The 25,574-nt window shown below is 60.0% G+C and carries 19 protein-coding genes; 11 read left to right on the top strand and 8 right to left on the bottom strand.

Annotation, left to right across the window (positions count from 1 at the left end; all coding sequences use genetic code 11):
• The first annotated feature begins 34 nt into the window (after window positions 1-34).
• Window positions 35-883, top strand: a complete 849-nt coding sequence (locus tag BN1133_RS02195; protein WP_050664961.1) for a CvfB family protein — start codon at window positions 35-37, stop codon at window positions 881-883.
• Window positions 883-1,200 carry a DUF1289 domain-containing protein gene (locus BN1133_RS02190; protein ID WP_050664917.1) on the top strand — a complete coding sequence of 106 codons (318 nt, stop codon included), beginning with the start codon at window positions 883-885 and terminating at the stop codon, window positions 1,198-1,200. The genes BN1133_RS02195 and BN1133_RS02190 overlap by 1 nt, the downstream gene beginning before the upstream one ends.
• Before the next feature lie 36 nt (window positions 1,201-1,236).
• Here the strand turns inward: BN1133_RS02190 and BN1133_RS02185 are convergent, their stop codons facing one another.
• The 5 genes from BN1133_RS02185 to BN1133_RS02155 form a co-directional block, all read right to left on the bottom strand.
• Window positions 1,237-1,554 carry an HI1450 family dsDNA-mimic protein gene (locus BN1133_RS02185; protein ID WP_050664916.1) on the bottom strand — a complete coding sequence of 106 codons (318 nt, stop codon included), beginning with the start codon at window positions 1,552-1,554 and terminating at the stop codon, window positions 1,237-1,239.
• 241 nt (window positions 1,555-1,795) lie between these two features.
• On the bottom strand, window positions 1,796-4,162 hold the full coding sequence (locus BN1133_RS19950; protein ID WP_153006764.1) for a hypothetical protein: 2,367 nt from the start codon (window positions 4,160-4,162) through the stop codon (window positions 1,796-1,798).
• Window positions 4,163-4,172: 10 nt separating this feature from the next.
• Window positions 4,173-5,117 (bottom strand): outer membrane beta-barrel protein, encoded by a 945-nt coding sequence (locus BN1133_RS19475; protein ID WP_082177866.1) that lies wholly within the window; start codon window positions 5,115-5,117, stop codon window positions 4,173-4,175.
• 115 nt (window positions 5,118-5,232) lie between these two features.
• Window positions 5,233-5,877, bottom strand: coding sequence for a monofunctional biosynthetic peptidoglycan transglycosylase (gene mtgA, locus BN1133_RS02160; protein WP_231686228.1), 645 nt, complete (start codon window positions 5,875-5,877; stop codon window positions 5,233-5,235).
• Between the two features lie 97 nt (window positions 5,878-5,974).
• Window positions 5,975-6,280, bottom strand: a complete 306-nt coding sequence (locus BN1133_RS02155; protein ID WP_050664911.1) for an HI1450 family dsDNA-mimic protein — start codon at window positions 6,278-6,280, stop codon at window positions 5,975-5,977.
• A 236-nt stretch (window positions 6,281-6,516) separates the two neighbouring features.
• Between BN1133_RS02155 and BN1133_RS02150 the strand changes: the two genes are divergently transcribed.
• Window positions 6,517-7,362: a DUF5718 family protein gene (locus tag BN1133_RS02150; RefSeq protein ID WP_050664910.1), complete on the top strand. Its 846-nt coding sequence runs from the start codon at window positions 6,517-6,519 to the stop codon at window positions 7,360-7,362.
• Window positions 7,363-7,428: 66 nt separating this feature from the next.
• Here BN1133_RS02150 and BN1133_RS02145 read toward each other — a convergent pair whose 3' ends face one another.
• Together BN1133_RS02145 and trxC are read right to left on the bottom strand one after the other, a co-directional pair.
• A complete protein-coding gene (locus BN1133_RS02145; RefSeq protein WP_082177864.1) occupies window positions 7,429-8,829 on the bottom strand; it encodes an SLC13 family permease in 1,401 nt (466 codons plus the stop codon).
• A gap of 154 nt (window positions 8,830-8,983) precedes the next feature.
• Window positions 8,984-9,421, bottom strand: a complete 438-nt coding sequence (trxC, locus tag BN1133_RS02140) for a thioredoxin TrxC (RefSeq protein WP_050664909.1) — start codon at window positions 9,419-9,421, stop codon at window positions 8,984-8,986.
• A 48-nt stretch (window positions 9,422-9,469) separates the two neighbouring features.
• On the opposite strand from trxC, the gene BN1133_RS02130 reads away from it, so the two are divergent.
• From BN1133_RS02130 to BN1133_RS02115, 4 genes are all read left to right on the top strand, one after another.
• Window positions 9,470-12,145 (top strand): hybrid sensor histidine kinase/response regulator, encoded by a 2,676-nt coding sequence (locus BN1133_RS02130; RefSeq protein WP_082177863.1) that lies wholly within the window; start codon window positions 9,470-9,472, stop codon window positions 12,143-12,145.
• 61 nt (window positions 12,146-12,206) lie between these two features.
• Complete coding sequence (locus tag BN1133_RS02125; RefSeq protein WP_050664906.1) at window positions 12,207-13,934, top strand: ABC transporter transmembrane domain-containing protein; 1,728 nt, start codon at window positions 12,207-12,209, stop codon at window positions 13,932-13,934.
• The gene (locus tag BN1133_RS02120) at window positions 13,931-15,685 is read left to right on the top strand and encodes an ABC transporter transmembrane domain-containing protein (protein ID WP_050664905.1); all 1,755 of its coding nucleotides are present in this window, start codon (window positions 13,931-13,933) and stop codon (window positions 15,683-15,685) included. The genes BN1133_RS02125 and BN1133_RS02120 overlap by 4 nt, the downstream gene beginning before the upstream one ends.
• An 86-nt stretch (window positions 15,686-15,771) precedes the next feature.
• Complete coding sequence (locus BN1133_RS02115; protein ID WP_050664904.1) at window positions 15,772-16,245, top strand: DUF4442 domain-containing protein; 474 nt, start codon at window positions 15,772-15,774, stop codon at window positions 16,243-16,245.
• Here BN1133_RS02115 and ybcJ read toward each other — a convergent pair whose 3' ends face one another.
• Window positions 16,246-16,458, bottom strand: coding sequence for a ribosome-associated protein YbcJ (gene ybcJ / locus BN1133_RS02110; RefSeq protein WP_050664903.1), 213 nt, complete (start codon window positions 16,456-16,458; stop codon window positions 16,246-16,248). It lies immediately after the preceding gene.
• Between the two features lie 142 nt (window positions 16,459-16,600).
• Here ybcJ and BN1133_RS02105 point away from each other — a divergent pair, with 142 nt between their 5' ends.
• The 4 genes from BN1133_RS02105 (at window position 16,601) to BN1133_RS02090 (ending at window position 25,547) form a co-directional block, all read left to right on the top strand.
• On the top strand, window positions 16,601-17,332 hold the full coding sequence (locus BN1133_RS02105; protein WP_050664902.1) for a DUF429 domain-containing protein: 732 nt from the start codon (window positions 16,601-16,603) through the stop codon (window positions 17,330-17,332).
• A gap of 225 nt (window positions 17,333-17,557) precedes the next feature.
• Window positions 17,558-20,182: an aminopeptidase N gene (gene pepN / locus BN1133_RS02100; RefSeq protein ID WP_050664901.1), complete on the top strand. Its 2,625-nt coding sequence runs from the start codon at window positions 17,558-17,560 to the stop codon at window positions 20,180-20,182.
• Window positions 20,183-20,227: 45 nt separating this feature from the next.
• Window positions 20,228-20,449, top strand: a complete 222-nt coding sequence (locus BN1133_RS02095) for a DUF2835 domain-containing protein (RefSeq protein ID WP_050664900.1) — start codon at window positions 20,228-20,230, stop codon at window positions 20,447-20,449.
• 259 nt (window positions 20,450-20,708) lie between these two features.
• Window positions 20,709-25,547 (top strand): NAD-glutamate dehydrogenase, encoded by a 4,839-nt coding sequence (locus tag BN1133_RS02090; protein ID WP_050664899.1) that lies wholly within the window; start codon window positions 20,709-20,711, stop codon window positions 25,545-25,547.
• The last annotated feature ends 27 nt before the right edge of the window (window positions 25,548-25,574 follow it).

The following is a 25,574-nucleotide window of genomic DNA, read 5'->3' as shown; positions in this document are numbered from 1 at the left end:
ATGCGCCCTCGATTTAGGTGTCGGAATTGAGATGATGATTGAGATTGGCAAGAAAAATACCCTGACCATAGTCGAGCTCGAACCCAAGGGGGCCTGGCTCGAGGCGGGGGATTACGGCGAGCTGTTGCTGCCGCGTCGCCAACTGCCGCCCGAGGCGGAGGTTGGGCTGGGGGTGGAGGTGTTCCTCTATCTGGATGCGGATTGCGAGCCGGTGATCACCACCGACCAGCCCAAGGCGATGGCGGGCGAATTTGCCGGTCTCAAGGTGGTCAGTGCCAACAAGATAGGCGCCTTCCTCGACTGGGGCATGAAAAAAGACCTCTTCGTCCCCGAGCGTGAGCAGGCCAAGGCGATGCAGGTGGGCCGTACCTATCTGGTCTATCTCTCCCTCGACCACGAGGGGCGTATGGTGGGGACCAGCAAGATCGACCGTCATCTGGCCACCGACCGTCCCCCCTTCAAGGCCGGGGATGAGGTGTCGGTACAAAGTGGCGATCACACCCCGCTCGGCATCAAGGTCGTGGTCAATGGCCGCTGGCCCGGCATGCTGTTCAAAAACGAGATCTTCGGTCGCCTGCCGACCGGGCGTCCCACCCGCGCCTGGGTCAAGCAGGTGCGCGACGACGGCAAGCTCGATCTGACCCTGAACCAGCCCGGTATGGGCAAGGCCGATGATGCTTCCGGCAAGATCCTCGCCCGACTCGAGCGCCAGGGAGGTTGGTTGGCCGTTGGGGACAAGAGCGACCCCGAGCTCATCTACCAACTCTTTGGCATCAGCAAGGGCACCTTCAAGAAGGCGATCGGTGGACTCTACAAGCAGGGCCGCATCCAGATCGAAGGGGAGGGGATCCGGCTGGTGAACTCAGAGGACGAGCCCTCCTGATGCCATCACCCTGCATCGGCGATTGCCGCGCCGTCGGCGGTATCTGTCTCGGGTGTGGTCGCACCCTTGGCGAGATCGGGCGTTGGAGCGCCATGGACGAGGCACAGCAGCGCGCGCTCATCGAGGAGCTCAAGGGCGAGCGCAGCTCGGCCCGCTGTGAGCGCTGCGGTGAGCCCCTCTACTGCGCCGTCTCGGCGGGTGAGGGGATCGAGGCCTGCTGGTGCAATCAGACCCGGCCACTGCCCATGGCGCCCGATGCTACCCGATGTCTGTGTCGCCGCTGCCACGCTTTGGCTCAGCAGCAGGCGGGACGCTAACGCGAAGAGGCCAGTCGATGATGACGGGCCTCTTCGTTATTGGGCCGGATACCAGCGAATATGGAGCGTCTGCTCTCGGCTCTCGAGCGGGACCAAAAACTTGGCATAGATGGTGTCGAATTCGTCCTGATGATCGAGCAGTCCCACCCACACCTCGGCCCAGTCGGTCAGGCTCACCGGAGCACCCAGCTCGTTGGCCCAATCTTCGACGGGCAGGGTGGCCTCGACCGCTCCACGCTGCTCGAACTCCAGAGTGATATCGACCACTTGCTCCGGGGTCAGGTGATCTGCCGCCTCTTCCAAAAAGCGATCGTAGGCCAACTCAACCAGTTGGTCCGGGGTTCTCTGTGTCATAACTCCTCCATCAAAGCGGCCCAACTCTAACAGTAATCCCGCCCTGGAACCACCTTGCCCCGATGGCAGAGGAAGACCATGCTTGAAGCCGCAACAGGAGGCGCGATGAAGACACGGCGGTACAGGCTTAAGGTGCGGCGCCGAAGAGAGGTGTGGTGGTGGCACTTTTTGCCCCAGCTGGAGCAGGGCAGAAAAAAGGGGCCGTCGTGACGCGGCCCCTTTGACGTGCGGTTATGACTGATTACTGGATGCAGTTGACCAGAAGTGGGCTGGTGTTGCCCCAGTTGGCAAAGTCACTGCCATTTTGCCAGTCCAGCGCCTTGTGTGTTGTCGAGCCGGCCTGGGTCGCGCTCCAGTTCTTATATTTGGGCCAACCGAACACGGGATCGAGTTCATTGACGGGGGTGACCTGACCTCCAAAATGAACCTGCCAGAGAGTCAAGTTGTTGAGACCCTGCGCGGTGGGAGCCTGGTTGTCGCCGTTGGGGGCGGCATGGCTGTCGGTAGAGTAGGTATTGTTCTCGACGGGCAGTGACCAACTGCCTACCGGGTCGCCATCGGTCAATTGACGACACAATTGCAGCGCCGGGCTGGTGGGGGTTGGTGAGGGGGCGGCATGGCTCAGCCTTGCCCAGTGGATGCCTCCCTGAATTAACTCACCCGACGAATCGGGAGCCGGCAGTCCGGCTCCAAGACCGGCCAGATCCTTGAGGTTGACCTCTGCCCTGCTCAACGGACGGTGGAAGTACGCCGAGCCGTCGATGGGGGTGCCCGAGGCATCTTCCCCTGCCAGCAGCAGACGTGTGACGGGGGCTATGCCTCTCAACCCGGCATTGGCGCCATTGTAATAAACACCCCCGACGACGCATTGGGTGTCATCGGTGCAGAGGGTGTCGCCAGGGCCACGGCTTTCGGAGGCGTTGAGGCAGATCTCGCCATATTGCTCGGTCTGCAGGCAATATGTCACCTCTTTGCCCACAAAGTGGCGCGCATCGATGGCGGGGGCTGTGTGGTTTCGAATCGCATCGGCCCACTCCCGATTGTCTATCATGCCGTTTCCGTTGAGATCGTGCACCGCATTGGTGTCATAGCCAAGGAGGCCACGCAAAGCGGCCAAGAGGGTGGTACCAATACGATAAGCCGGGACCGGAAAGGCTCCAAGAGGTTCACTCATGGACCCATTATGGCCGGGACCGCTGATATTGGAGGTATCGACCAGCCAGCGGGAATGCCCGCTAAGACCGATGATGTCGGCATAGAGGGTGCGGTTGTACTCCAGGTGTCCATATAACCTGATGGCCGCTCCGGTAATCTGGGAACAGGTCAGGGTGCCTGACAATCCGGCATTGTCGATGGGGACGACACAATATTGGATGGGTTGCCCAACATCATCGCTGGCAATGTTGTAATCGCAGGGTTGGCCGGCGCAAATCTGATCCCGGCCTGAAACCCGCCAGAATGACACACTGTTCCCCTCGGGTCGTCCCGTCGATGAGGGGATGTATTGGTATTTACCAGTGAGGAGAGCTCCCGCGTGTGGCCAATCACCGTTGGCGACTGTGATGGTCGATTCAGCCGAAGGAGGAATCCCCTGCGGAGTGGTGACCACCGGGCCCAGGGTGTCACAACGTTCAATTCCCGTATCGGGCAAGCCGCTCTTGGCCACTGGCGTGACGCAGTAACCCACTATAGTGCCCGCATCGCTCGCGGTCAGTTGGTAGCTGCGGCCGGTTGCCCCCGGAATCGAAACTCCGGCACGCTTCCATTGGCGCAGGCTTGTTCCCTCTTGATCGCCATCTTCATCTTCATAGAGATAGGCTCCCTGCAAGGTATTGCCAACAGCAGGCCACCCCAGGGCTGCGAGCTTGATGACCTCCGGAGCCTTGCCAGTTTTTGCCCCTATGTGGGGGGAGGCATCGCTGCAGCGGGTCTCTCCCTGTGTTGGATTGTTGTGGGGGTCTCTTGGAACCGAAGCCGGCCTGACGCAAAAGGTCACACTCTTGCCCTGAAGCGAGGAGGTCAGAAGCAGGCTTTGACCACTCGCTCCGGCGAGCACGACCCCATCGACCAACCAGCTGTAACGGCTGCTCCCCTCCCTGTCCTGTGGATCTGCATCCTGATAGGTATATTGACCGTTGACGGTATCGCCAACAGTCAACCCACCGGCAGGCATCAGGGAGACGGCTTTCGCCTCAGGTGCGGAGCCGGTTGGCATTCTGATGAGGAGGGGCAGGCTGCAACGCTCTTCGCCGCGCGTCTGTGCGGTGCCTTGTGCTACCGGGCTGACACAAAATGCGATCCGTTTGCCCACCATGGCGGAGGTCAAGTTAAGGCGTTGGCCCATACCCAGCGTACTGTTCTGGCTGTCACGCCAGCGTAGTTCACTGGCGCCCTCGAGACGGGGTGGTGTATTGGGATCCACAAAGAGATATTTCCCTTCCAGGGTCGCGCCAACCAGCGCATCACCGTCGATATCGAGCAGTTGAGCCTGGGGCACTTGCCACTGGGGGGCGGGTGGGGAGACGTCGGGCCGACTGGGGAAACCATCGTCACCATTGCCTCCGCACCCCCCGAGGATCAGGGTTAGCGTGATGAGTGTTTTTTTCATATCCATCTCCTCAGGGTTGCCACTGCAGTTCGACCCGACGATTCTGAGCGCGACCTTCCTCTGTGCTGTTGTCGGCAATAGGGGCGCGAGCCCCGTCCCCGCGGGGGCTAAGGCGCTGGGGTGCTATGCCCTGACTTGCCAACCAATCGGCAACGGCCTGGGCTCGTCGTTCACTCAACCCTTGGTTATAGGATTGCGAGCCACGATCATCCGTGTGGCCGGTAATGAGTAACCGGCTTTGTGGCGCCTCGAGCAGGCGATTGAGCAGCGGTGTCAGTACTGCGGTATCGCGCAGGGTGGCGCTGTCGAAGGCAAACAACGTTTCAGCCGAGAGAGGGGCCAATACGACCCGGGTCGGGACGGGAGGCAGCGTCGTCTGGGTGGGGGCAGATGGGGTGCTGGCTGCGAAGCGATAGACGACGCCCAGGCTGGTGAGGTGATGGTCACTCTGCCCGAGCCTGTCGTTGCCCAGGCCATCAATGAACTGATATTCGAGGCGGGCCAGCCAGCGTTCGTTCAGTCGATATTCGATTCCGGTGGCAAACAGTGCATCCCAGCCGCGATCGGAGTAATGATATCCCTCACCATCGACCTTGCCCCACCAGTGGAGCGCGCCGACTCGGCCATAGAGGGCAAGAGGATCGAGCACGGGATAGGTTACTTTGGCGGAGAGATCGGCGCTTTGCATGGTTCCGTCTACGTCACCGGCCCTGTATTCTCCCTTGGCCTTGCCAAGCCAGGTGTAGCCGCCCTCGAGCGCAAGCCATTGATTGATTTCCATACCGCCAAACACGCCACCGCCAAGGGCATCACGTTGGCAGCCGGTGGCCCATGACTCACAACCGGCCTGAAAGTATGACCAGCCTATGCGTGCACCCGCATAGGGCGTCGCAGCCTGGGCCGGAGAGAGAAATCCGGTGGCAATGAGTGAAAAAACAAGACTCTTAATCTTCATCCTTGATACGTCCAACAGCTGAGTGTGGGTATCATGTTACGGTCTTGGTGGTTTCCGTTCAAATCCATGTCTGGAGTCTGTGACGCATCTCCTGTGGATGTGAAATGGTGGGAACTCAGGGGGCCTGCTGAACCTGCTGCAGGGTCACATTGCCCAGTTGCTGCATCTGGCGACGGATCCAGGCAGAGCGTTTTGCGACATAAGGGGAGGGAGGATTGACTTTATATCGCCAGGGGTTGGGCAGGGCGGCCGCCAGCAGGGAGGCCTCATAGGCGCTCAGGCGACTGGCCGGTTTATGAAAATAGTGGCGTGCGGCGGCTTCGGCGCCGTAGATACCCGGCCCAAACTCCACGATGTTGAGATAGACCTCGAGGATGCGAGCCTTATCCCAACCAAGCTCCATCAGCAGGGTAAACCAGGCCTCCAGCCCTTTGCGCAGGAAACTGCGATCGCTCCACATGAAGAGGTTTTTCGCGGTCTGCTGGCTGAGGGTGCTGCCACCACGCACTGTACGTCCCGCCTCGTTGTGTTTGAGTGCGGCCTCGATGGCCTGCAGATCGAAGCCGTTGTGTCGGGGGAAGTGTTGATCTTCGGCGGCGATCACCGCCAGTTGCAGTGAACTGGCTATCTTTTCGAGGGGAATCCAGCTGTGTTGCACCTGCTTGATGGGGGCCGGCGGATCGATGGCTCGCAAGAGGCGCCAGCTCCAGAAGGGGGGATCGATAAAGCGCAGCATCCCTACGCAGAGAATGGAGAGCATTACCCCCCACAACAGCGTGATCACAAGCAGCCGGGGCAACCGGCTCCAATGCCAGCGGGGGCGCGGCAGGGTGAGGGGAATAACGTCGCTCACGGCATCACGGCAGCCATTCGATATGACAGAACTTCTCTTCGTCTGATCGAGAAAGCAGCAGACGGGCAAACAAATGGGTGAACTCCTCGCTCTCGTTGACCAGGCCGATCCACACCTCGGCATACTCCTCGTCGTTGACGGCAAAGCCCACATCGGCTTCCCAGTCATCGCCGAGCTCTACTTCGGCCATCAATCCCTGCTCGTTATAGAGGGCATTGAAACGGGCGATCTCGTCGGCGGGAAGGTTATCGGAGGCCAGCTCGAGGAAGAGGGTCATGGCGGTATCGAGCAGTTGCATAGGTTCGGTCATCAATTGGATCCAAAAAGAGGGGTGAGCCGGATTAGGTGTATGCAGCCGGAGGCTGGGGCGCATTCTATCCTTGTGCCGCCCCCTTGGCGAGGGGTAAACCGTTGTTCCACCTGAAGAGAGGGGGACCACAGTTTGGTCTCTCAGTAGTGGGCGCCACCCAAAGAGCTGTGCTCTAATAGCGCGTTTCGAGTGATCCCCGGCCACCCGTAGTGGCTGGTATGCAGCGGAGTGGAGTAATGCAAGAGAAGCAGTGGCATCAGATGATGGGACTGGGTGTGGCCGGTAATTTTGCCGGGCACCTTGAGCAGGCCGGCGAGGCCTCCGATTTTGTGGCCGTCATGGTGCGTGACAAGTTGGCGCCCAAGGCGATGTTTCCTTTTTATGTGCCGGGGCACGATGGCCAACTGGGCGTCTTTCCGGTCAGCAGCGATACCCTGTTACTGCCAGAGGCCGCCATATCCGGGGATGAAAAGGTGCAGATTGAGCCGGAGGTCGCCCTGCTGTGTCAGGTCGAATATCGGGATGGCAAGGTGAGCGCACTGCGACCCACCGGGTTTGGTGCCTACAATGACTGCTCTATTCGCAGACCCAATGCACGCAAGATCAGCGAGAAGAAAAATTGGGGGCCTTGCAGCAAGGGGCTTTCAGCCACCCTGTTGCCCATCGATGGGTTGCAGCCTGGTGGCCTGCTCGACGGTTATCGCATCGCCTGTTATCTGCAGCGCGATGGTGAGTTGATCCCCTATGGGGTGGACAGTGCCGTGGTCGACTACAGCTATTTCCATGGTCGGCTGGTGGAGTGGATGTGTGACAAGCTCAATCATCAGGAGGATGAGGGGCCGGCCGAGTATCTGCTCGGGCTGCTGGAGGGGGCCGGTTATCCTTCTCGGCTGCTTGTCAGCATAGGGGCGACCCGCTACACCGACTTCGGTGAGCACAACTTCCTGGCCCCGGGTGATGTGAGCTGCGTCGTGCTCTATCCTGCTGACCGCTACGATGAGCGGGCCGTGCAAGAGGCGATCCGCAGCCGCTCCTTTCCTGCAGACATGAGCCCCCTGATCCAGGCGGTACGCGGGATCTGAAGGTCGCTTGGTGCGATAAAAAGAGAAGGCCAGTCGTATGACTGGCCTTCGTCGTTACAGGGGCGTTTAGTGGAGTATGTCCCCCACAAAGTAGGCCAGCAGGGTGATGATCAGGGTGAAGATCAGGTTAAGGGCCAATCCGGCACGCATCATCTCCCGTTGGCGGATGTGGCCACTGGCAAAGACAATGGCATTGGGAGGCGTGGCCACCGGGAGCATAAAGGCGCAAGAGGCCCCGATGGCAATCAGAACCGAGACCACCACAGGGGAGACGCCCATTGCCTCGGCAACCCCGGCGAAGAGAGGAACCAGCAGGGCCGCCGTGGCGGTATTGGAGACCAGCTCGGTCAGGAAGATGACGAAGGCGGCGAGGCAGAGTAGAACCAGGAACAGCGGTAGCGTTGCCAGCGCACTGGAGAGATGCTGCGCCAGGAAGGCATTGGCCCCGGTATCTTTGAGGACCACGCTCAAGGTGAGGCCACCGCCAAAGAGCATCAGCACCCCCCAGTCGGTGTTTTTGTTGATGTCTTCCCAACTGGCGACCCGGCTGACGGCGATAGCCAGAATGGCGCCCATGGCGATCAGGGTATCGAGTTGGGCAATGCCCCCCAGTGCCTTGGAGAGCGGCTGGGAGCCGATCCAGAGAGCGACCGTGGCCAAAAAGATGATCAGGGTCGTCTTGCGTTCGCCATTCCAGACGATGCTGACCTTCTGGCTCCGGACCTGGTGAGAGAGGGTAGGACGGGTAACCAGATAGAGCAGACCAATGCCAACCGGCAGGAAGATGACGACGACCGGGATCCCGAACTTGAGCCAGTCGGTGAAGCCGATCCCCATCTGGGCGGCGGCGATGGCATTGGGGGGGCTGCCGACCAGGGTGCCGATCCCGCCGATGCTGGCGCTATAGGCCACCCCCAGCAGTACAAACACCAGGGTCCGACGCTCTTTGTGAACATCCAGCCCTTTGAGCATGCCCAGCGCCAGCGGCATCATCATGGCGGCGGTAGCGGTGTTGCTGATCCACATGGAGAGGGCGGCCGTGACTGAAAAGAGGACCACGGTCGCCCAGCCGAGGTGCCCCTTGGCCAGTTGCATCACCTTGGCGGCCAGCTGGGCATCGAGCTGTTGTTTCGAGAGGGCGGCCGCCAGCGCAAAGCCACCGAAGAAGAGAAACAGAACCGGGTTGGCGAAGCTGGTGAGAGACTTGGCCATGTCGGCGACCCCGAGCAGGGTCGCCAGCACCGGGATGGCCAGGGCCGTGATGGTGATATGCACCGCCTCGGTGAGCCAGAGAATGGCGATAAAGACGAGGATCGCCAGCCCCTTGTTGACATTGGGGTCGAACGGAAGCCAGCTCAGCATGGCAAAGAGCAGCAGCAGATCGGCAATCAGGATGCCGGATTTCATATCCAGCCAGCGTGGGGTGACAGTCTGCGGCTGATGCGAAGAAATATGTTGATCGCTCATGAGTTTCCATTGGATTGTTGTTGTATTGGTGATTGGGATGTTACATCCAGGTAACCGGTAACGAACAGTCAACCCTGCTGAAAACATGGTAAGACTCACAATAATCGGCGGTGTATCCACTCGCCTCCCTGTGTTGACGGGGACGCTGGGTGAGTCAGGATGCCCGGGGGAGTGTCTCCAGCCACTGCCTGAACAAGGATGCCGGCAGGGCGCCGCTGCGCTGCGCAATCACCTGGCCGCGCTGAAAAACCAGCAGACTTGGAATGCTGCGAATGGCGAAGCGGGCGGCGAGATTGCTCTCTTTTTCCGTATCGAGCTTGGCAAAGCGAAAGCGTGGCTCAAGCTCGGTGGCGACCGCGTTAAAGGTGGGGGCAAATTGCAGGCAAGGCCCACACCAGCTGGCCCAAAAGTCGATAACCACAGGGATATCGGAGGCGATCAACGCCTCGAAATTGGCATCGGTGGCGACGACAGGGGCCAGATCGATGAGGGGTTGATGGCATCGTCCGCAACGGGCTTCCTGAGGGGGACGACTGAGGTTCATTCGGTTCTTCACATAGCAGTGGCTACAATAGGTGATGATGGAGGACATGCCGGCTCCTTAATAATTCTAAAGTGACGAGAATAACACGGGATAAACATGACAGAACGAAGCTACAACTGGCTATGGGCCTGTCTGGTGCTCTCCATTTTGTTACTGGTTGGGGGCGGCATCTATCAGATAAGGCAACTTGAACGAGCCGTGGCACTGACCCAGCGCGCCGATGAGCTTTTCCATCATATCAGCCTTGGCACTGTCGCCGTGCTGGGACAATCCATGAATACCCGAGACCTCGAACGATCGCTGGCCCCGTTGCATCAGGAAGTGGAGGCGTTTGTGCACTTCTATCGCGACGCCGCCTTCGACGATGAGCTGAGCCAGGGAGGTGACATCGTCAACATCCTGACTCGATACATGAACGACCTGATGGCATTTGGCTTGCAACACGAGCGTGCCAGACGCCTTGGCGATGCCTATCGCCAGCAGCTGACAGGTCGGCTCCCTCAGGGAGAGGGGGCACATGATGACGCCTTGAATCCACACCTGTTATCCACGCTGCAGGGAGACAGTGCCGACAAGCTGCTGCCCCTCTATCTGCAGTGGCAGGAGGTTGACGGGCTGATGCATCGAATGCGCGATCGTCTGGCGGCGGGGGAGGAGCTCTCTACCCTGCTCGGCTGGAAGATGGACCAGAGTTCGGAGATCAATCGCCTCAAGGGGGCGCTCTATGGGACCACTGCATTGATGGTGCTGCTCACTGCCATCACCATTGGAGGAATGCTCTGGCATCGGGACAGGCACCTGCGCGCCATGGCGGATCACGCTCAGGGGCTGGCCAAGAGCCGTAGCGATTTTCTGGCCAACATGAGCCATGAGATCAGAACACCGATGAATGCGGTGATCGGCTTTACCTCCCTGGCACTACAAACCGAATTGACTCTGACCCAGCGTGATTATCTGGGCAAGATCAAGGTGGCATCGGATAACCTGCTGCTGCTCATTAATGACATCCTGGATCTGAGTAAGGTTGAGTCGGGCAACCTGACCCTGGAGGAGTGCGATTTCAGTATCGACGAGTTGTTGGACTCGCTGGCGGCCATGTTTGCAGACATGAGCGAACGCAAGGCTCTCGAGGTGATGATCGACAAGGCGCCGTCGGTGCCAGAACGGCTACGTGGTGATGCACTTCGGTTGGGGCAGGTGCTCATCAACCTGGTCGGCAATGCCATCAAGTTTACCGAAGAGGGGATGGTTACCCTCTCCATCCGCGTCGACGAGCAGGGAAGGTTGGCATTTTCGGTCAGTGATACCGGTATCGGCATCGATCCCGACAAGCGCTCGCGCCTCTTTAAGCCTTTTTCTCAGCTCGATGCCGGTTATAGCCGAAAATACGGAGGCACCGGGCTCGGATTGAATATTTCCCAACGGCTGGTGGGGCTGATGGGCGGTAACATAGGAGTCGAGAGTGAACCCGGTCAGGGGGCTCGATTCTTTTTCGATATTCCCTTCTCACCCGCCATTTATGGAGGAGCTCATACAGAGCGCCTCCTTCCCGGAGGGAGCGAAATCCTGCTGCTGGAAGACAATCCCTTGGTGATGGATCTGCTGCGCAGTGTACTGCAGCGCGCCGGGGCGGTCGTCCACGAGGCGACGACCCTGGCCGACGCCCGAGAGTCGGTGAGAATGATCGGGGATCGCCTGACTATGGTGATCCTCGACTGGCGGCTGGGGGATGAGGATGGCCTGGATCTGGTACCTGTATTGCGTGGGCAGCCCAGGCTCGCCACGTTGCCGGTGTTGGTGATCAGCGCCTGGTCCCGCGATGGCCTGCATCGGCGTATGGAGTCCTTGGAGCTGCAACATTTCCTGAGCAAGCCGGTGACCGAGCCCTTGCTGCTGGACAAGATGAACGCGCTGCTCACCCAACGCGAACAGGAGAGGGTCCCGTCCCCCGATGAGCGAACCGACTGGGTGGGGGAGCTCGCCGGTATCAGGATCTTGTTGGCAGAAGATAACCGGGTCAATCAGCAGCTCATCGTTGAGTATCTCAGACGGGTAGAGGCTCACACCGAGGTGGTCGATAACGGGGCCGAGGCGGTGCAATGGGTATTGCAAGAAGAGTTCGATCTGGTGCTAATGGACTTGCAAATGCCGGTCATGGATGGTCTGGAGGCGACCCGCAGGATCCGTCGCTATCGCTCGTCCGAGTCACTGCCCATCATCGCCCTGACGGCCAGTGCCATGCCCGAGGATCGGGGGCACTGCTTCGATGCCGGCATGAATGGCTATGTGACCAAGCCGGTTGGCAAGACGGAGCTTTACAAGGCCATTATCGAGCTGGTCACGGCCCGTGACCGACAGGCCGTCATCCCCTCCCAATCACTGCCACTCTTTGACTGCGCCATGGCGCTGTCGCGAGTCGGTGGCGATGAAGAGGCCCTGATGGTGATGGCCAGCCAGTTTGTCAGCGAACACCGGCATGCCATGTATCAGATAGAGCTTGCCCTGCAACAGGAGGAGAGGGCTCATCTGTGTAGCCTCCTGGGAAGCCTCAAGAGACTGGCCGGCAACCTGATGGCCAAACGATTGCAGCGGGCCTGCAGTGAGTGCATCCACTCGGTGCAGTCAGGGGCGTCTCCTCGACTTGAGGAGCTGCACTCGATCTTCGCACAAACCCTGGCGGCGCTTGAACGCTATCTGTTGAGCCATGAGAGTACCGAGCTCCATGAGCACCAGGACTCATCCCCCTGGGTTGTCGGCCTTGGCAAAGAATGAAACTGATTTTTATTCATGACGCCTTACAATAGGGTCACTCTGATCCGTCCAAGAGGTGGTTGTGACCATTTTTCTGCGTTTGCGCTGGTTTTTTCGTGAGCAGTGGCGTCGTTATCTGCTCGCTATCACGCTGTTGATGCTGGTGGCCCTGCTCACGGCCATTCCACCCCGGATCGTCGGCATAGTCGTGGATCGCGTGACCACGGGGGGAGCCCTGCTGGTGGATCTCTGGGGTTATCTGGGTCTCTTGTTACTGCTGGGGCTTTGCATCTACGGCTTGCGCTATGTGTGGCGTGTCACCCTGTTTGGCGCCTCATACCGGTTGGCTTATGTGCTTCGCAACCGGCTCTTTACCCATTTCCTGGCCATGAGCCCGGACTTTTATCAACGCCACCGCACCGGCTCCCTGATGGCGCATGCCACCAACGACATTCAGGCGGTGGAGATGACGGCCGGTGAAGGGGTGCTGACGCTGGTGGACTCTTTTATCGTCGGCGCTCTGGTGTTGGGGATCATGGCAACCCAGTACTCCTGGCAGCTGACCCTGCTCTCTCTGCTCCCCCTGCCTGTCATGGCGTTATGCATGAATCGCTTTGGCAAACAGATTTACCGGGAGTTCAAAGAGGCACAGGCCGCCTTCTCGCGCCTCAACAACAAGACTCAGGAGGCGCTATCCGGGGTGCGCGTACTCAAATCCTACGCGGTAGAGGCATTGGAGGATCGCACCTTTGCCGAACTGACCCGTCAGGCCGGACAGCGCAACATGGCGGTTGCCCGTATCGATGCCAAGTTTGATCCTGTTATCTATCTCTGTATCGGCGCCTCCTATTTTCTGGCCGTGGCCGGCGGCGGGTATCTGGTGGTGCAAGAGCATCTCACTTTGGGGGAGTTGACCAGCTTTACCATGTATCTGGGCCAACTCATCTGGCCCATGTTCGCCATTGCTTGGCTTTTTAACATCATCGAGCGCGGGAGTGCGGCCTATAGCCGTATCGAGACCCTGCTGGCCGAGAGCGGAGCCATCGCCGAGCCGGCCCTTGCCCAGCCATGCCGGCAGCCCTGGCCACTGACTCTGGAGCGGGTCGGTTGGAGTCGTGAGGGGCGCACCTTGCTTCGGGATATCCACTTCTCCCTGGCTGAAGGCTCCATGATTGGGGTGGTGGGTCGTACCGGTGCCGGCAAGAGCTCGCTTATCCGGTTGCTGCTGCGCCTGGCCGATCCCGATACGGGGCGCATTACCATGAATGGCATCCCGCTCCCTGAGCTTTCGCTGGGGGAGCTGCGTCATCAGCTGGCCTATGTACCCCAGGAGCCTTTCCTCTTCTCGACCACCATACGGGGTAACATCGCTCTGGGGCGTCCCGATGCCTCGGCGGCAGAGGTGGAGACGGTGGCACGTATCGCCTGCATCCACGATGAGATAGTCCGTTTTCCAAGGGGTTATGAGACCGAAGTGGGTGAGAAAGGGATCACGCTCTCGGGAGGACAGAAGCAGCGGATCGCCATTGCCAGAGCCCTGCTGATGGAGGCACCCATCCTGTTGCTCGATGACGCCCTCTCGGCAGTCGATGCCCATACGGAGCAACATATTCTGCATGCGCTCCATCGGCAGAAGCGGACCCTGCTTATCGCCTCTCACCGCATGACCGCAGTCGAGCAGGCCGATGAGATCTTGGTGCTCGATGAGGGGGAGGTAACCCAGCGCGGCACTCACCCGGCCTTGATGAGTCAGGGGGGGTGGTATGCCGACATGGTCCGTTATCAGAGGCTCGAAGAGGAGGAGGCATGAATTCAACCGTTAAACGCCTGCTCGCCTATGCCCTCGAGCACAGAGGCTGGCTCATTCGTGGCTTGGGATGGCTGATGTTGGCCACGGCGGCCGAAGTGGCAGGGCCGCTGCTCATTAAGCTCTTTATCGATGATTATCTGGCGCCGCGTCAGATGGTAGGGTCGGCCGTCGCTACCCTGGCGTTGGCTTATCTGACGCTGCAACTGCTCTCGGCACTGGGTTTCTATCGTCAGTCCCTGCAGTTCAATCATATCGCCCAGGCGGTGGTTCAGCGCTTGCGAGAGCAGGTCTTCGCCACGGCGATCCGTCTGCCGGCCAGCTATTTTGACAAGCACCGCTCCGGGGCACTCATTTCGCGTATCACCAACGATACCGAGGCGATCATGAACCTTTATGTGCAGGTGATCGGCCAATTCGTACAAAAGCTGGTGTTGCTGTTTGCCATCCTCTGCTCCATGGCCTTGCTCGATCTGCGCCTGATGCTGGTGTGTGCGGCTCTGGTGCCTTCGGTGGGGGCCATCATGTGGCTCTATCAGCGCTGGAGTGTACCTGTTGTGCGGGCAACTCGTAGTCTCCTCTCTGATATCAACAGTCGGCTCAACGAATCGCTGCAGGGAATGACGGTGATCCAGACACTGGTGCAGGAGCGCCGTTTTGCCGAAGAGTTTGCCAAAGTCAATGGGGAGCATCGTGAGGCTCGGCTGCGTGGTTTGAAGATCAATGGTCTCTTGTTGCGCCCCCTCATCGACCTGCTCTATATGCTGGTGCTGGTGGGATTGCTGAGCCTCTTTGCCTGGGAAGGGCAGGGGAGCGGTGCCGTGCAGGTGGGGGTGCTCTACGCCTTTATCAGCTATTTGGGGCGGATGATCGAGCCCATCATCGAGATCACCAATCAGCTGGGCCAGTTACAGCAATCCATGGTGGCCGGTGAACGGGTCTTCGAGCTGCTCGATGAGGTGCGTGAGCCCAGTGCAGGAGCCGACATCCTGCTGGCCGGCAGGGTGGCATTCGACGGGGTGGGTTTCTCCTATGACGGAGTACAGCCGGTGTTGAGCGAGGTCGATTTCGAGATCTCGCCGGGAGAGATGCTCGCGCTGGTGGGGCACACCGGTAGCGGCAAGAGCACCATCATCAGCCTGCTGATGGGCTATTACCCTGCGGGCAGGGGAGAGATACGACTCGACGGTCGCCCGCTTGGGGAGCTGGGGCTGGCTGGTGTCAGGAGGCAGATGGGGCTTGTTCAGCAAGATCCCTTTATCTTTGCGGGCACCCTGGCCGACAACATCAGACTGGGCCGTGAGGGCATTGACGAGCAACGCCTCTGGCAGGTGCTGGCTGAGGTTCAACTCGATCACTTCGTTCGTTCGCTGCCTCAGGGACTTGATAGCGAGCTCGACGAGGGGGGAAAAAACCTCTCGGCCGGACAACGGCAACTGCTCTCGTTTGCAAGGGCCTTGGCCTGTAACCCGCGCATCCTCATCCTTGATGAGGCCACGGCCAGCGTGGATTCCCAGACCGAAGCCGCCCTCTCGATGGCGCTGGTCAATGCCAGACGCGGGCGTACCACGATCGCCGTTGCGCACCGCCTCTCGACCATCGTTGATGCCGACGAGATCCTGCTGCTCTCGCGCGGCCAGGTGCAGGAGAGGGGGACCCATGATGCCCTGATGGCTAAAGGGGGCCATTATGCGCATCTGTTCGATATGCAAAGTCAGGGGGCCTGGCGCGAACTGGAGGGGCGCCGAGCCTGAGGTGGCAGGCCGCCCGAGTGGCGGCTTGCATTCCCCATTCGATGCAGGCAACATCTCCGTAACATCAACTCATCGGATCAGTTGCCATGGATCTGCAACGTTTCAAGACCAATCTGGCCTTGCGCCTCTTCGTGTGGCGCTACATTCCCCTCATCGGTTTTTGCGCCCCGATCATCGAAACCATTAATGCCAGGGAGCTGGCCATCCGGATCCCGCTCGGTTGGCGTACCCGCAACCACCTGGGCAGCATGTATTTTGGTGCCCTTGCCACCGGAGCCGATCTGGCCGGAGGCCTGCTGGTCATGGAGAAGGGTCGTCAGCGCAAGCGCAAGGTGCACTTTGCCTTCAAGAGTGTGGCGGGAGAGTTTATTCGTCGCCCGGAGGCGGATGTGCGCTTCTACAGTGCGGCCGGCGAGCAGATCGACGCCATGATCGAGGAATCTATTGCCACGGGGCAGCGGATCAACCGCCCCATCGAGGTGGTGGCCACCTGTCCGGAGCGGGATGGTGATGAGCCGATGGCTCGCTTTGAGCTGGTGTTATCGCTCAAGGCTGCCTGATCACGGCTTGATAACGGCCTTCATTCCGTTGAAGTTGACCACCTGCTCGGCGCGGATCTTGCCGCGTTTGCGGGTATCGACCTGACCATCGACCTCGACCAGGCCTTCGGCGATAAGCTGTTTGGCCTGTCCACCGCTATCGGCCCATCCCAGATGCTTGAGCAGATCGCACAGCTCGACGTGGGGGTGGCCTTCCAGGTTGAATGTTTCCATGATTGTGTCCGAATGGGTGCAAAGCGCGACATTTTAGGCCCAGCGGTGGGTACTTTCAAATGGGAGAGTACCGGGTTATGGCAAGAATACCTTCTAAAGGGGAGCGCTCTTCGCTACTCTCCTGCCTCTTTGAGGAGGTGTGATGCAACAACATGAGCAATGGCAGGCCATCGGTATTGGCTGGGATGTACGGGGGTGGCAAGGCAAGGCTCAGGCGGTTGCCGTCGTTGGCTGGTCGCCGGGTCGCCCCTTAGACTGGCTTGGTATCTCACCGCTCTTTCGTCTGAGCTCTCGCTGTGAGCCCAACTTGCGTACCCTGCTTGCTCCCGCCTTGCCCGAGTCACCGCTGCTCGAGCGGGTACTGGCTCACCCGTGTGTCACCCTGGGGATTGACGCTCCGCTCACGTTTCCAGCCGCCTTCGTCGACTTGCTGCGAGCAGGGCAGGGGCCTCGTCACATCCCGGAGCGTGAGATAGACAACCCCTATGCCTATCGCGATTGTGACCGTTGGCTCTATCGCCAATACCGGAAGAAACCCCTCTCGGCGAGCTTCGACAGACTGGGTAACAACGCCACCCTGGCCATGGCGATCTTGCCTGCTCTCGTGCAAGGGGAGGGGCACTCGGCCATTGAGGTGTATCCGGCGCTTGCCAAGGTCGCAGGCAGAGGCAGTGAGGCCTGGCCAGAGTTGCGTCCTCATCTGCCGTCACATCTGGTACCTGGGACAGACCCTTACGATGCGGCACTGTGCGCCCTGATGGCATTGCAGCAGGCCAGTAAAGGGGGCTGTGAAGCGCTACCCGAGCTGGTTGAACCGCAGGCGCAGATGAATGATGGATGGATCTATCACTTTGCAAGAGAGGGCGCTCAGTAGGTGCCGGGGCTACTCGCAAGGCGCTCTCGCCCAGTCTATTTACCTATAAAATAGATATGCCATCACACAAGTGTGTGAGTTAACAACATCCAACCGTCTGCAACCCGGATGAGAAACGTGCGCAAAGCAGGGGCAATAGCGCTCGGGGGAAGGATGAAACCGTTGACCGGACCGGGTGGCTGTGACAGCCTTTGACGGTCAACATAAGCGTGGAAGCAAACAATAATGACACACACGACTGAGGCCGTTGCGGCCAAGTATCGCCTGGATTATCAGGCTCCCCACTATCTGATCGACACCATCGATCTCGATGTTCAGCTGGGGGAGGAGAAGACCCGGGTGACTGCTATCTCCCGTGTTCGTCGTAATGGCGAGCACAACGAGCCGTTACGGCTCGACGGGGACGAAATGGAGCTCATCACCGTCGCCATCGACGGGCGTCCCTTTGGGGATTACCGATTGCTGCCTGGCGGGCTCGAGCTTGCGAACCTGCCGGCCGAATTTGTACTGACCATAGAGACCGAAATCGATCCCGCCGCCAACACGGCGCTGGAAGGGCTGTACAAATCCGGTGATGCCTTCTGCACCCAGTGTGAGGCCGAAGGGTTTCGGCGCATTACCTATTATCTCGATCGTCCCGACATACTGGCACGCTACAGCACACGCATCACGGCCGACAAAGGCAAGTATCCGTATCTGCTCTCCAACGGTAACAAGGTGGCCAGCGGTGACCTCGACGGAGGGCGTCACTTCGTTCAGTGGCAAGATCCCTTCCCCAAGCCCAGCTACCTGTTCGCCCTGGTCGCCGGTGACTTCGATGTGCTGCGCGATCACTATGTCACGCGCTCCGGCCGTCAGGTTGCCCTCGAGATCTTCGTCGACAAGGGCAATCTTGAGCGTGCCGATTTCGCCATGGAGAGCCTGAAGAAGGCGATGAAGTGGGATGAGGAGCGTTTCGGTCTCGAATACGATCTCGATATCTATATGATCGTGGCCGTCGACTTCTTCAACATGGGGGCGATGGAAAACAAGGGGCTGAACATCTTCAACTCCAAGTTTGTGCTGGCCAACCCGGCCACCGCCACCGATCTCGATTATCACGGTATCGAGCGGGTCATCGCTCACGAGTACTTCCACAACTGGACCGGTAACCGGGTCACTTGCCGCGACTGGTTCCAGCTCAGCCTCAAGGAGGGCTTGACCGTGTTCCGCGATCAGGAGTTCTCCTCCGATGTCGGCTCCCGACCGGTCAACCGCATCAATAACGTGCGCACCATCCGTGGCCCCCAGTTTGCCGAGGATGCAGGCCCCATGGCCCACCCGATCCGCCCCGATGTGGTGATCGAGATGAACAACTTCTACACCCTGACCGTCTATGAGAAAGGTTCAGAGGTGATCCGCATGATGCACACCCTGCTCGGCGAGGAGAAGTTCCAGGCCGGGATGCGTCTCTATTTCGAGCGCCATGATGGTACGGCCGCCACCTGTGAAGACTTCGTCTGTGCCATGGAAGAGGCATCCGGGGTCGATCTGGGCCGTTTTCGTCGCTGGTACAGTCAATCGGGGACGCCCGAGTTGACCGTGCGCGACGAGTTCGATGCCGCCAGCGGTGAGTATCGTCTTCATGTCACCCAGCATACCCCGGCCACGCTGGATCAGGCCGAGAAGCTCCCTTTGCATATTCCGCTGGCCATCGAGCTGTATGGCCGGGATGGTGGCCGCTTGCCACTGCAGCGGGCCGGTCAGCAGCTGCACCCGGTGCTGGATGTTCTGGAGTGCGAACAGACCTTCCTCTTCGACGGCCTGTCAGAGCGCCCGATCATCTCCTTGTTGTGTGACTTCTCGGCGCCGGTGCGGCTCGATTATCCCTATTCGGAGGAGGCCCTGACCTTCCTCATCGCTCATGCCCGCAATGAATTTGCCCGTTGGGATGCGGCCCAGACCCTGGTCAATCAGGCCGTGATCAGCAATGTGACCCGTTTGGCGCAAGGGGAGGATATCGTCTTCTCACCGGCCTTGCTGGAGGCGTTCACGGCCGTGCTGGGCGACGATACCCTCGAGCCTGCCTTCAAGGCCGAGTTGTTGACCTTGCCGGGTGAAGGGACACTGTTTGAGCAGTTCGAGACCGCCGATGTCGATGCCATCCATCAGGTTCGTCATGGGCTTCGGCATGCCCTGGCCGTGGCCTTTGGCTCCCGACTCGATGAGCTGCACGACGCCCTCAAGGCCGAGCGTTACGAGAACAGCCACGAGGCTGCCGCGCGCCGTACCCTGCGTAATGTGCTGCTCGGTTACCGGGTAGCCCGGGATGGGGACAGAGCCGATGCTCTGGTGGCGGCCCAGGCCGATCAGAGCGATAACATGACGGATCTGCTGGCGGCGTTGCAGGTGGCCAACGGTTTCCTGCTGCCTTGTCGGGCGCGTTTGATGGCCGAGTTTGAAGCCAAGTGGGCTCACGATGGTCTGGTGCTCGATAACTGGCTGCGTCTGGTGGGTAGCAAGCCTGCGAGTGATGCGTTGGCCGGGATCCGCAGCGCCATGGCGCACCCGACGTTCAGCATTCGTAACCCGAACCGGGTGCGAGCGTTGATCGGCAGCTTCGCGGCTGGCAACCCGGTGCAGTTTCATGCCAAAGATGGCAGTGGTTACCGCTTCCTGGCGGATCAGTTGGTGGTGCTCAACGAGGTCAACCCGCAGACCGCATCGCGCATGATCACACCGCTTATCCAGTTCAAGCGGCTCGATGCTGGGCGCAAGGCCCTGGTGCGTGCCGAGCTGGAGCGACTCGCCGCCCTGCCCAACCTGGCGGCGGATCTCTTCGAGAAGATCGATAAAGCGCTCAAGATGTAAGGAAATCCAGGCGGGCGCCAGTCGCCCGCTTTCTTAGGAGCTGTCATGAAACAGTACACGTTTCGCCTCAGCCTGCCTGCCGATGAGATCCTGCGCCTCTATCGGGGGGAGGTGCGCAAACTGGTGGTGCGCAGCGAGCAGGGACTGGTGCTTGAGCTCTCTGCCGACAAACTCAGACCCTTCGTCAATCAGAGCGGCGTCTATGGCCGTTTTCTGCTTAAAACCCAGGATGATCATCGCTTTCTCAGTCTGGAGCGGTTGTCGTAACAATCTGCTCACATTTTACCCACTCCTGCCGACACCCCTGCGGTCAAAGGGCGGTCGGGCCAGTTGCTTTTCCTGTCAGTTAACGCCCTTGGCAGCATATCTGACAAACGGCGCCGTGATCTTGCCCTAAGTTTTAACAAACTGTTATCACCTTGGCTCGCCTTGTTACATGCTTGGGATTACACTCGCGCTGACCCTTGTACCCAGCGCGGCACCTTGTTGCCGTTTGCGGTGTGAAGTCCGCTAAGGAAAACAACAAATGGCTTTGAAAGACGCACCCGTTTCCGTCCTGCTCGAAAACGTCATCCAACTCGTTAATCAGAAACTGCCCAACAAGAGTGCCTCTCTGGTGGAGCGCTTCGTCGCCAAGTTCTATGGCAACATGGGCAGCGACGATCTGGTCGATCGCAACGACAGCGATCTCTATGGCGCCGCTATCAGTCTCTGGAACGCCCTTAACCGGCGCAAGGAGACGACTCCCCATATTCGGGTCTATAACCCCGAACTGACGCGCCATGGCTGGCAATCTCCCCACACCATCGTCGAGCTGATCGTGCAGGACAGCCCCTTCCTGGTCGACTCTTTCCGCATGGCCCTCAAGCGCCTCGGGATCACCGCACACATGATGCTCCACCAGCCGCTGCACCTGGTGCGTGGCAAGGATGGCGAGATCACCGATATTCTTGGGATCGACAACATCGATGGCCAGACCTCGGTCGAGACGGCCTTTCTGGTCGAGATCGATCACCTGACCGACGAAGCCCAGATGGAGGCGCTCAGTGCCGAGCTCCACTCTGTTGCGGGAGAGGTGGCACTGGCCGTTAGCGACTGGCTCCCCATGCAGGAGCGTCTGCAGGCCATCATCGATGAGTTGCCCAAGCGTCCCTCGCCCCACACCAAGGCACAGCGCGAGACGGCGGTGACCTTCCTCAAGTGGGTTGCAGCCCACAACTTCACCCTGATGGGCTATCGCCGCTACGACGTCAAGGGGGTTGAAGGGGATCACGAGATCACCCCGGTGGCCGGCTCCAGTCTGGGTCTGATGAAGAACTCCATCAAGGAAGGGGGCATGCGCCTTGGCACCATGCCGGCCAGTGCCCGCCATGCGGCCCTGAGCCAGGAGTTGCTGATCCTGACCAAGTCCAACAGCAAGTCCCGGGTTCATCGCCCCGCCTATATCGATTACATCGGCATCAAGCGCTTCGACGAGCATGGCAAGGTGGTGGGTGAAGATCGCTTCATCGGCCTCTATGCCTCTTCTATCTACAACACCAGTGCCACCCAGATCCCACTCATCAGCCACAAGGTGGAGCGCATCATGGGGGCTTCCGGCTTCGAGAAGGGCTCTCATGCCTACAAGGCGCTGCTCAACGTCCTCGAGACCTACCCGCGTGATGAGCTGATCCAGGCCAGCGATGAGGAGCTGCTCGACACCGGGCTCGGGGTGCTCGAGATGCAAGAGCGCGACATGCTGCGCCTGTTTGTGCGCCGTGATGTCTACGGCCGCTTCTTCTCCTGCATGGTCTATGTGACCAAGGAGCGCTACAACACTGCCCTGCGGGTCAAGACCCAGCAGGTGTTGCAGCAGTACTTCGGCAGCGAGGAGGAGGTGGAGTTCAACGTCTACTTCACCGAAGGGGTGCTGGCCCGCACCCACTACATAGTGCGCGTCAATAACAATAACGTGGATGTGGATGTGAACGAGATCCAGACCAACCTCATCGAGGCTGCCCGCAGCTGGGACGATCGTCTCGATACCGTACTGCTTTCCCACTTTGGTGAGACTCGTGGCAACCTGTTGCGTCGCCGTTTCAGTGCTGCCTTCCCCCGTGCGTATAAAGAGGACGTGCTGCCCGGCTCTGCCGTGGCCGACATCATTCAGCTCGAGTCTCTCTCCGAGGAGACTCCCCTCGGCATGCTCTTCTACCGACCCCAGGAGGAGAGCGACGCCCAGAAGGTCCGTCTCAAGCTGTTCCACCGCAATGAGCCTATCCACCTCTCTGACGTGCTCCCCATGCTCGAGAACATGGGGCTGCGGGTGATCGGTGAAACGCCCTATCAGGTGCGTAACGGTGCCGGTGAGGTGTTCTGGGTGCTCGATTTCGCCATGACCTTCACCGGCAAGGCGCTCGATCTGGAGGAGTGCCAGACCCGCTTCCAGGAGGCCTTTGCCGCCGTATGGGAGAAGCGCCTCGAGGATGACGGTTTCAACCGTCTGGTACTCGGGGGGGGGCTCTGTGGTCGCCAGGTGTCGGTGCTGCGTGCCTATGCCAAGTACATGCGCCAGACCGGTGTCACCTTCAGCCAGGCCTATATCGAGGAGACCCTCAACCGTTATCCCGAGATTGCCCGCCGTCTGTTCGACTTGTTCGAGCAGCGGATGAACCCGGCCATCGAACGCAACGAGCACGCCCTCGAGAAGCTGCACGGGGATCTCATCCACCGTCTGGATCAGGTGGCCAACCTTGATGATGATCGCATCATCCGCCGCTTTATGGAGATGATCGAGGCGACCCTTCGCACCAACTTCTACCAGAAGGATAAGGCCGGTCTCGACAAGCCCTATATCTCCTTCAAACTGGCTCCGGCCTCTATCACCGACATGCCGCTGCCGCTGCCCAAGTTCGAGATCTTCGTTTATTCGCCCCGGGTCGAGGGGGTACACCTGCGCTGGGGCAAGGTGGCCCGGGGTGGCCTGCGCTGGTCCGATCGCAAGGAGGACTTCCGTACCGAGGTACTGGGTCTGGTCAAGGCGCAGCAGGTGAAGAACACCGTGATTGTGCCGGTCGGGGCCAAGGGCGGCTTCTACTGCAAGCAGATGCCGGTCGGGGCCAACCGCGCCGCCATTCAGGAGGAGGGCAAGGCCTGCTATCGCCTCTTCATCCGCGGCCTCCTGGATGTGACCGACAACATCATCAAGGGGGAGGTGATCCCGCCCAGAGACGTGGTGCGCCACGACGAGGATGACTACTACCTGGTGGTCGCCGCCGACAAGGGCACCGCCACCTTCTCCGACATCGCCAACGAGATCAGCCTCGAGTATGGCCACTGGCTGGGTGATGCGTTCGCCTCCGGCGGCTCGGTCGGTTACGACCACAAGAAGATGGGGATCACGGCCCGCGGCGCCTGGGAATCGGTCAAGCGCCACTTCCGCGAGATGGGGGTCGACTGCCAGAGCTCCGATTTCACCTGCGTCGGGATTGGCGACATGGCGGGGGATGTCTTCGGCAACGGCATGCTGCTCTCCGAGCACACCCGTCTGGTGGGGGCGTTTAACCACATGCACATCTTTGTCGATCCCACCCCGGATGCGGCCAAGAGTTTTGCCGAGCGCCAGCGTCTGTTCGATCTGCCCACCTCCACCTGGGATGACTACGACAAGTCGCTCATCTCCCAGGGCGGCGGCATCTTCCTGCGCTCGGCCAAGTCCATCAAGCTGTCAGATGAGATGAAGGGGCTGCTCCACACCGAGCGCGACACCATGACCCCCAACGAGCTCATCAAGGCGCTGCTGTGTCTCGATGTGGATCTGCTCTGGAACGGTGGCATCGGCACCTATGTGAAGAGCCGCAAGGAGAGCCACGCCGAGGTAGGGGATCGCAGCAACGATGCCCTGCGAGTCAACGGTGGCGAGCTCAAGGCGCGCATCGTGGGCGAGGGGGGGAACCTCGGCTTCACCCAGCAGGGGCGCATCGAGTACGCCATGAACGGCGGCCGTCTCAACACCGACTTCACCGATAACGTGGGGGGGGTGGACTGCTCCGACAACGAGGTGAACATCAAGATCCTGCTCAACCAGTTGGTCGATGCCGGGGATCTGACCGTCAAGCAGCGCAATCAGATGCTCTACGAGATGACCGACGAGGTGGCCCAGATAGTGCTGACCAACGCCTATCGTCAGTCCCAGTCCATCTCGGTGACCCGCTATCGTGGCGATGAACAGATCAAGGAGCAGCAGCGCTTCATTCAGGCTCTGGAGCGTGAGGGCAAGCTGGATCGCGCCCTCGAGCATCTGCCGAGCGACGAGGAGCTCTCCGAACGCATGGCCGCAGGCCAGGGGTTGACTCGCCCAGAGCTGTCAGTGCTGGTTGCCTACGGCAAGATGGTGCTCAAAGAGCAGCTCAATACACCCGAGGTGACCGAGGATCCTTTCCTCGCCCGTATGCTGGTCAAGAGCTTCCCGACCCAGCTGCAACAGCGCTTCGGCGAGGCGATGCAGCAGCATCCCCTGCGCCGCGAGATCATCGCAACCCGGGTCGCCAACATGCTGGTCAACGATATGGGTCTCAACTTCGCCTACCGTCTGCGCGATGAGACTGGCGCCAGCGTGGCCGAGGTGGCCATCTGCTTTGCCATGGCCCGCGAGGTGTTTGGCTTCGATGCCCTGTGGCGTGGCATCGAGGGGCTCGATAACCGGGTCAGTGCCGAGACTCAGCTCGAGATGATGTTCTACAGTCGTCGCATCCTGCGCCGGGCGACCCGCTGGTTCCTGCGCACCCGCAACCGCAACTGGAGCATCGAAGAGACGGTCGCCTTCTTCCGTCCTGCCTTCCTGAGCCTCTCCGAGCACCTCTATGAGGTGATGGAGGAGAGTGAGGTGGAAGAGCACAAGGAGGGGGTTGCCCGTCTGGTCGGTGAGGGGGTGCCCGAGCCTATCGCCCGCCAGCTGGCGCATATGAGCAGCCTCTTCTCCAGCCTGGATCTGGCCCAGGTGGCGGCCGAGCAGCAGGTTGATGTACTGCGGGTGGCCGATGTCTACTATCGCCTCGGTGCCCGTCTCGAGCTGCACTGGTTCCTGGCCCAAATCAACCACCAGCCGGTCGGCAACCACTGGCAGGCGATGGCCCGCGCGGCGTTTCGCGAGGATCTCGACTGGCAGCAGCGGGCATTGACCGCCGTGGTGTTTGAAGGGTGCAAAGATCAGGGGGAATGCGGTACCATACTGGCCGACTGGATTTCGGAGCATGAGCAACTCCTGTCCCGTTGGACCCATATGTTGGCCGACTTCAAGACCACCAGCACACACGAGTTCGCCAAGTTCTCGGTGGCCTTGCGGGAGTTGAACCTGCTCCAGTTGAATTGCCGTACCTCGGCATAAGACGAACAAGCCCCGGCATGTGCCGGG

This window comes from Aeromonas schubertii, from assembly GCF_000820105.1.
Lineage (GTDB): Bacteria > Pseudomonadota > Gammaproteobacteria > Enterobacterales > Aeromonadaceae > Aeromonas > Aeromonas schubertii.
Note: the sequence above shows the minus strand (reverse complement) of the source record. Positions and strands in the feature narration are given on the sequence as shown.

Bases quoted from the DNA above. Each gene is read 5' to 3' on its own strand.
- trxC (WP_050664909.1), bottom strand. From the start codon at position 9,421: ATGTCCTCCATCATCACCTATTGTAGCCACTGCTATGTGAAGAACCGA.
- BN1133_RS19475 (WP_082177866.1), bottom strand. From the start codon at position 5,117: ATGAAGATTAAGAGTCTTGTTTTTTCACTCATTGCCACCGGATTTCTC.
- BN1133_RS02105 (WP_050664902.1), top strand. From the start codon at position 16,601: ATGCAACAACATGAGCAATGGCAGGCCATCGGTATTGGCTGGGATGTA.
- BN1133_RS02115 (WP_050664904.1), top strand. From the start codon at position 15,772: ATGGATCTGCAACGTTTCAAGACCAATCTGGCCTTGCGCCTCTTCGTG.
- ybcJ (WP_050664903.1), bottom strand. From the start codon at position 16,458: ATGGAAACATTCAACCTGGAAGGCCACCCCCACGTCGAGCTGTGCGAT.
- BN1133_RS02120 (WP_050664905.1), top strand. From the start codon at position 13,931: ATGAATTCAACCGTTAAACGCCTGCTCGCCTATGCCCTCGAGCACAGA.
- BN1133_RS02150 (WP_050664910.1), top strand. From the start codon at position 6,517: ATGCAAGAGAAGCAGTGGCATCAGATGATGGGACTGGGTGTGGCCGGT.
- BN1133_RS02090 (WP_050664899.1), top strand. From the start codon at position 20,709: ATGGCTTTGAAAGACGCACCCGTTTCCGTCCTGCTCGAAAACGTCATC.
- BN1133_RS02130 (WP_082177863.1), top strand. From the start codon at position 9,470: ATGACAGAACGAAGCTACAACTGGCTATGGGCCTGTCTGGTGCTCTCC.
- pepN (WP_050664901.1), top strand. From the start codon at position 17,558: ATGACACACACGACTGAGGCCGTTGCGGCCAAGTATCGCCTGGATTAT.
- BN1133_RS02190 (WP_050664917.1), top strand. From the start codon at position 883: ATGCCATCACCCTGCATCGGCGATTGCCGCGCCGTCGGCGGTATCTGT.
- BN1133_RS19950 (WP_153006764.1), bottom strand. From the start codon at position 4,162: ATGAAAAAAACACTCATCACGCTAACCCTGATCCTCGGGGGGTGCGGA.
- mtgA (WP_231686228.1), bottom strand. From the start codon at position 5,877: ATGCTCTCCATTCTCTGCGTAGGGATGCTGCGCTTTATCGATCCCCCC.
- BN1133_RS02155 (WP_050664911.1), bottom strand. From the start codon at position 6,280: ATGACCGAACCTATGCAACTGCTCGATACCGCCATGACCCTCTTCCTC.
- BN1133_RS02145 (WP_082177864.1), bottom strand. From the start codon at position 8,829: ATGAGCGATCAACATATTTCTTCGCATCAGCCGCAGACTGTCACCCCA.
- BN1133_RS02095 (WP_050664900.1), top strand. From the start codon at position 20,228: ATGAAACAGTACACGTTTCGCCTCAGCCTGCCTGCCGATGAGATCCTG.
- BN1133_RS02185 (WP_050664916.1), bottom strand. From the start codon at position 1,554: ATGACACAGAGAACCCCGGACCAACTGGTTGAGTTGGCCTACGATCGC.
- BN1133_RS02195 (WP_050664961.1), top strand. From the start codon at position 35: ATGATTGAGATTGGCAAGAAAAATACCCTGACCATAGTCGAGCTCGAA.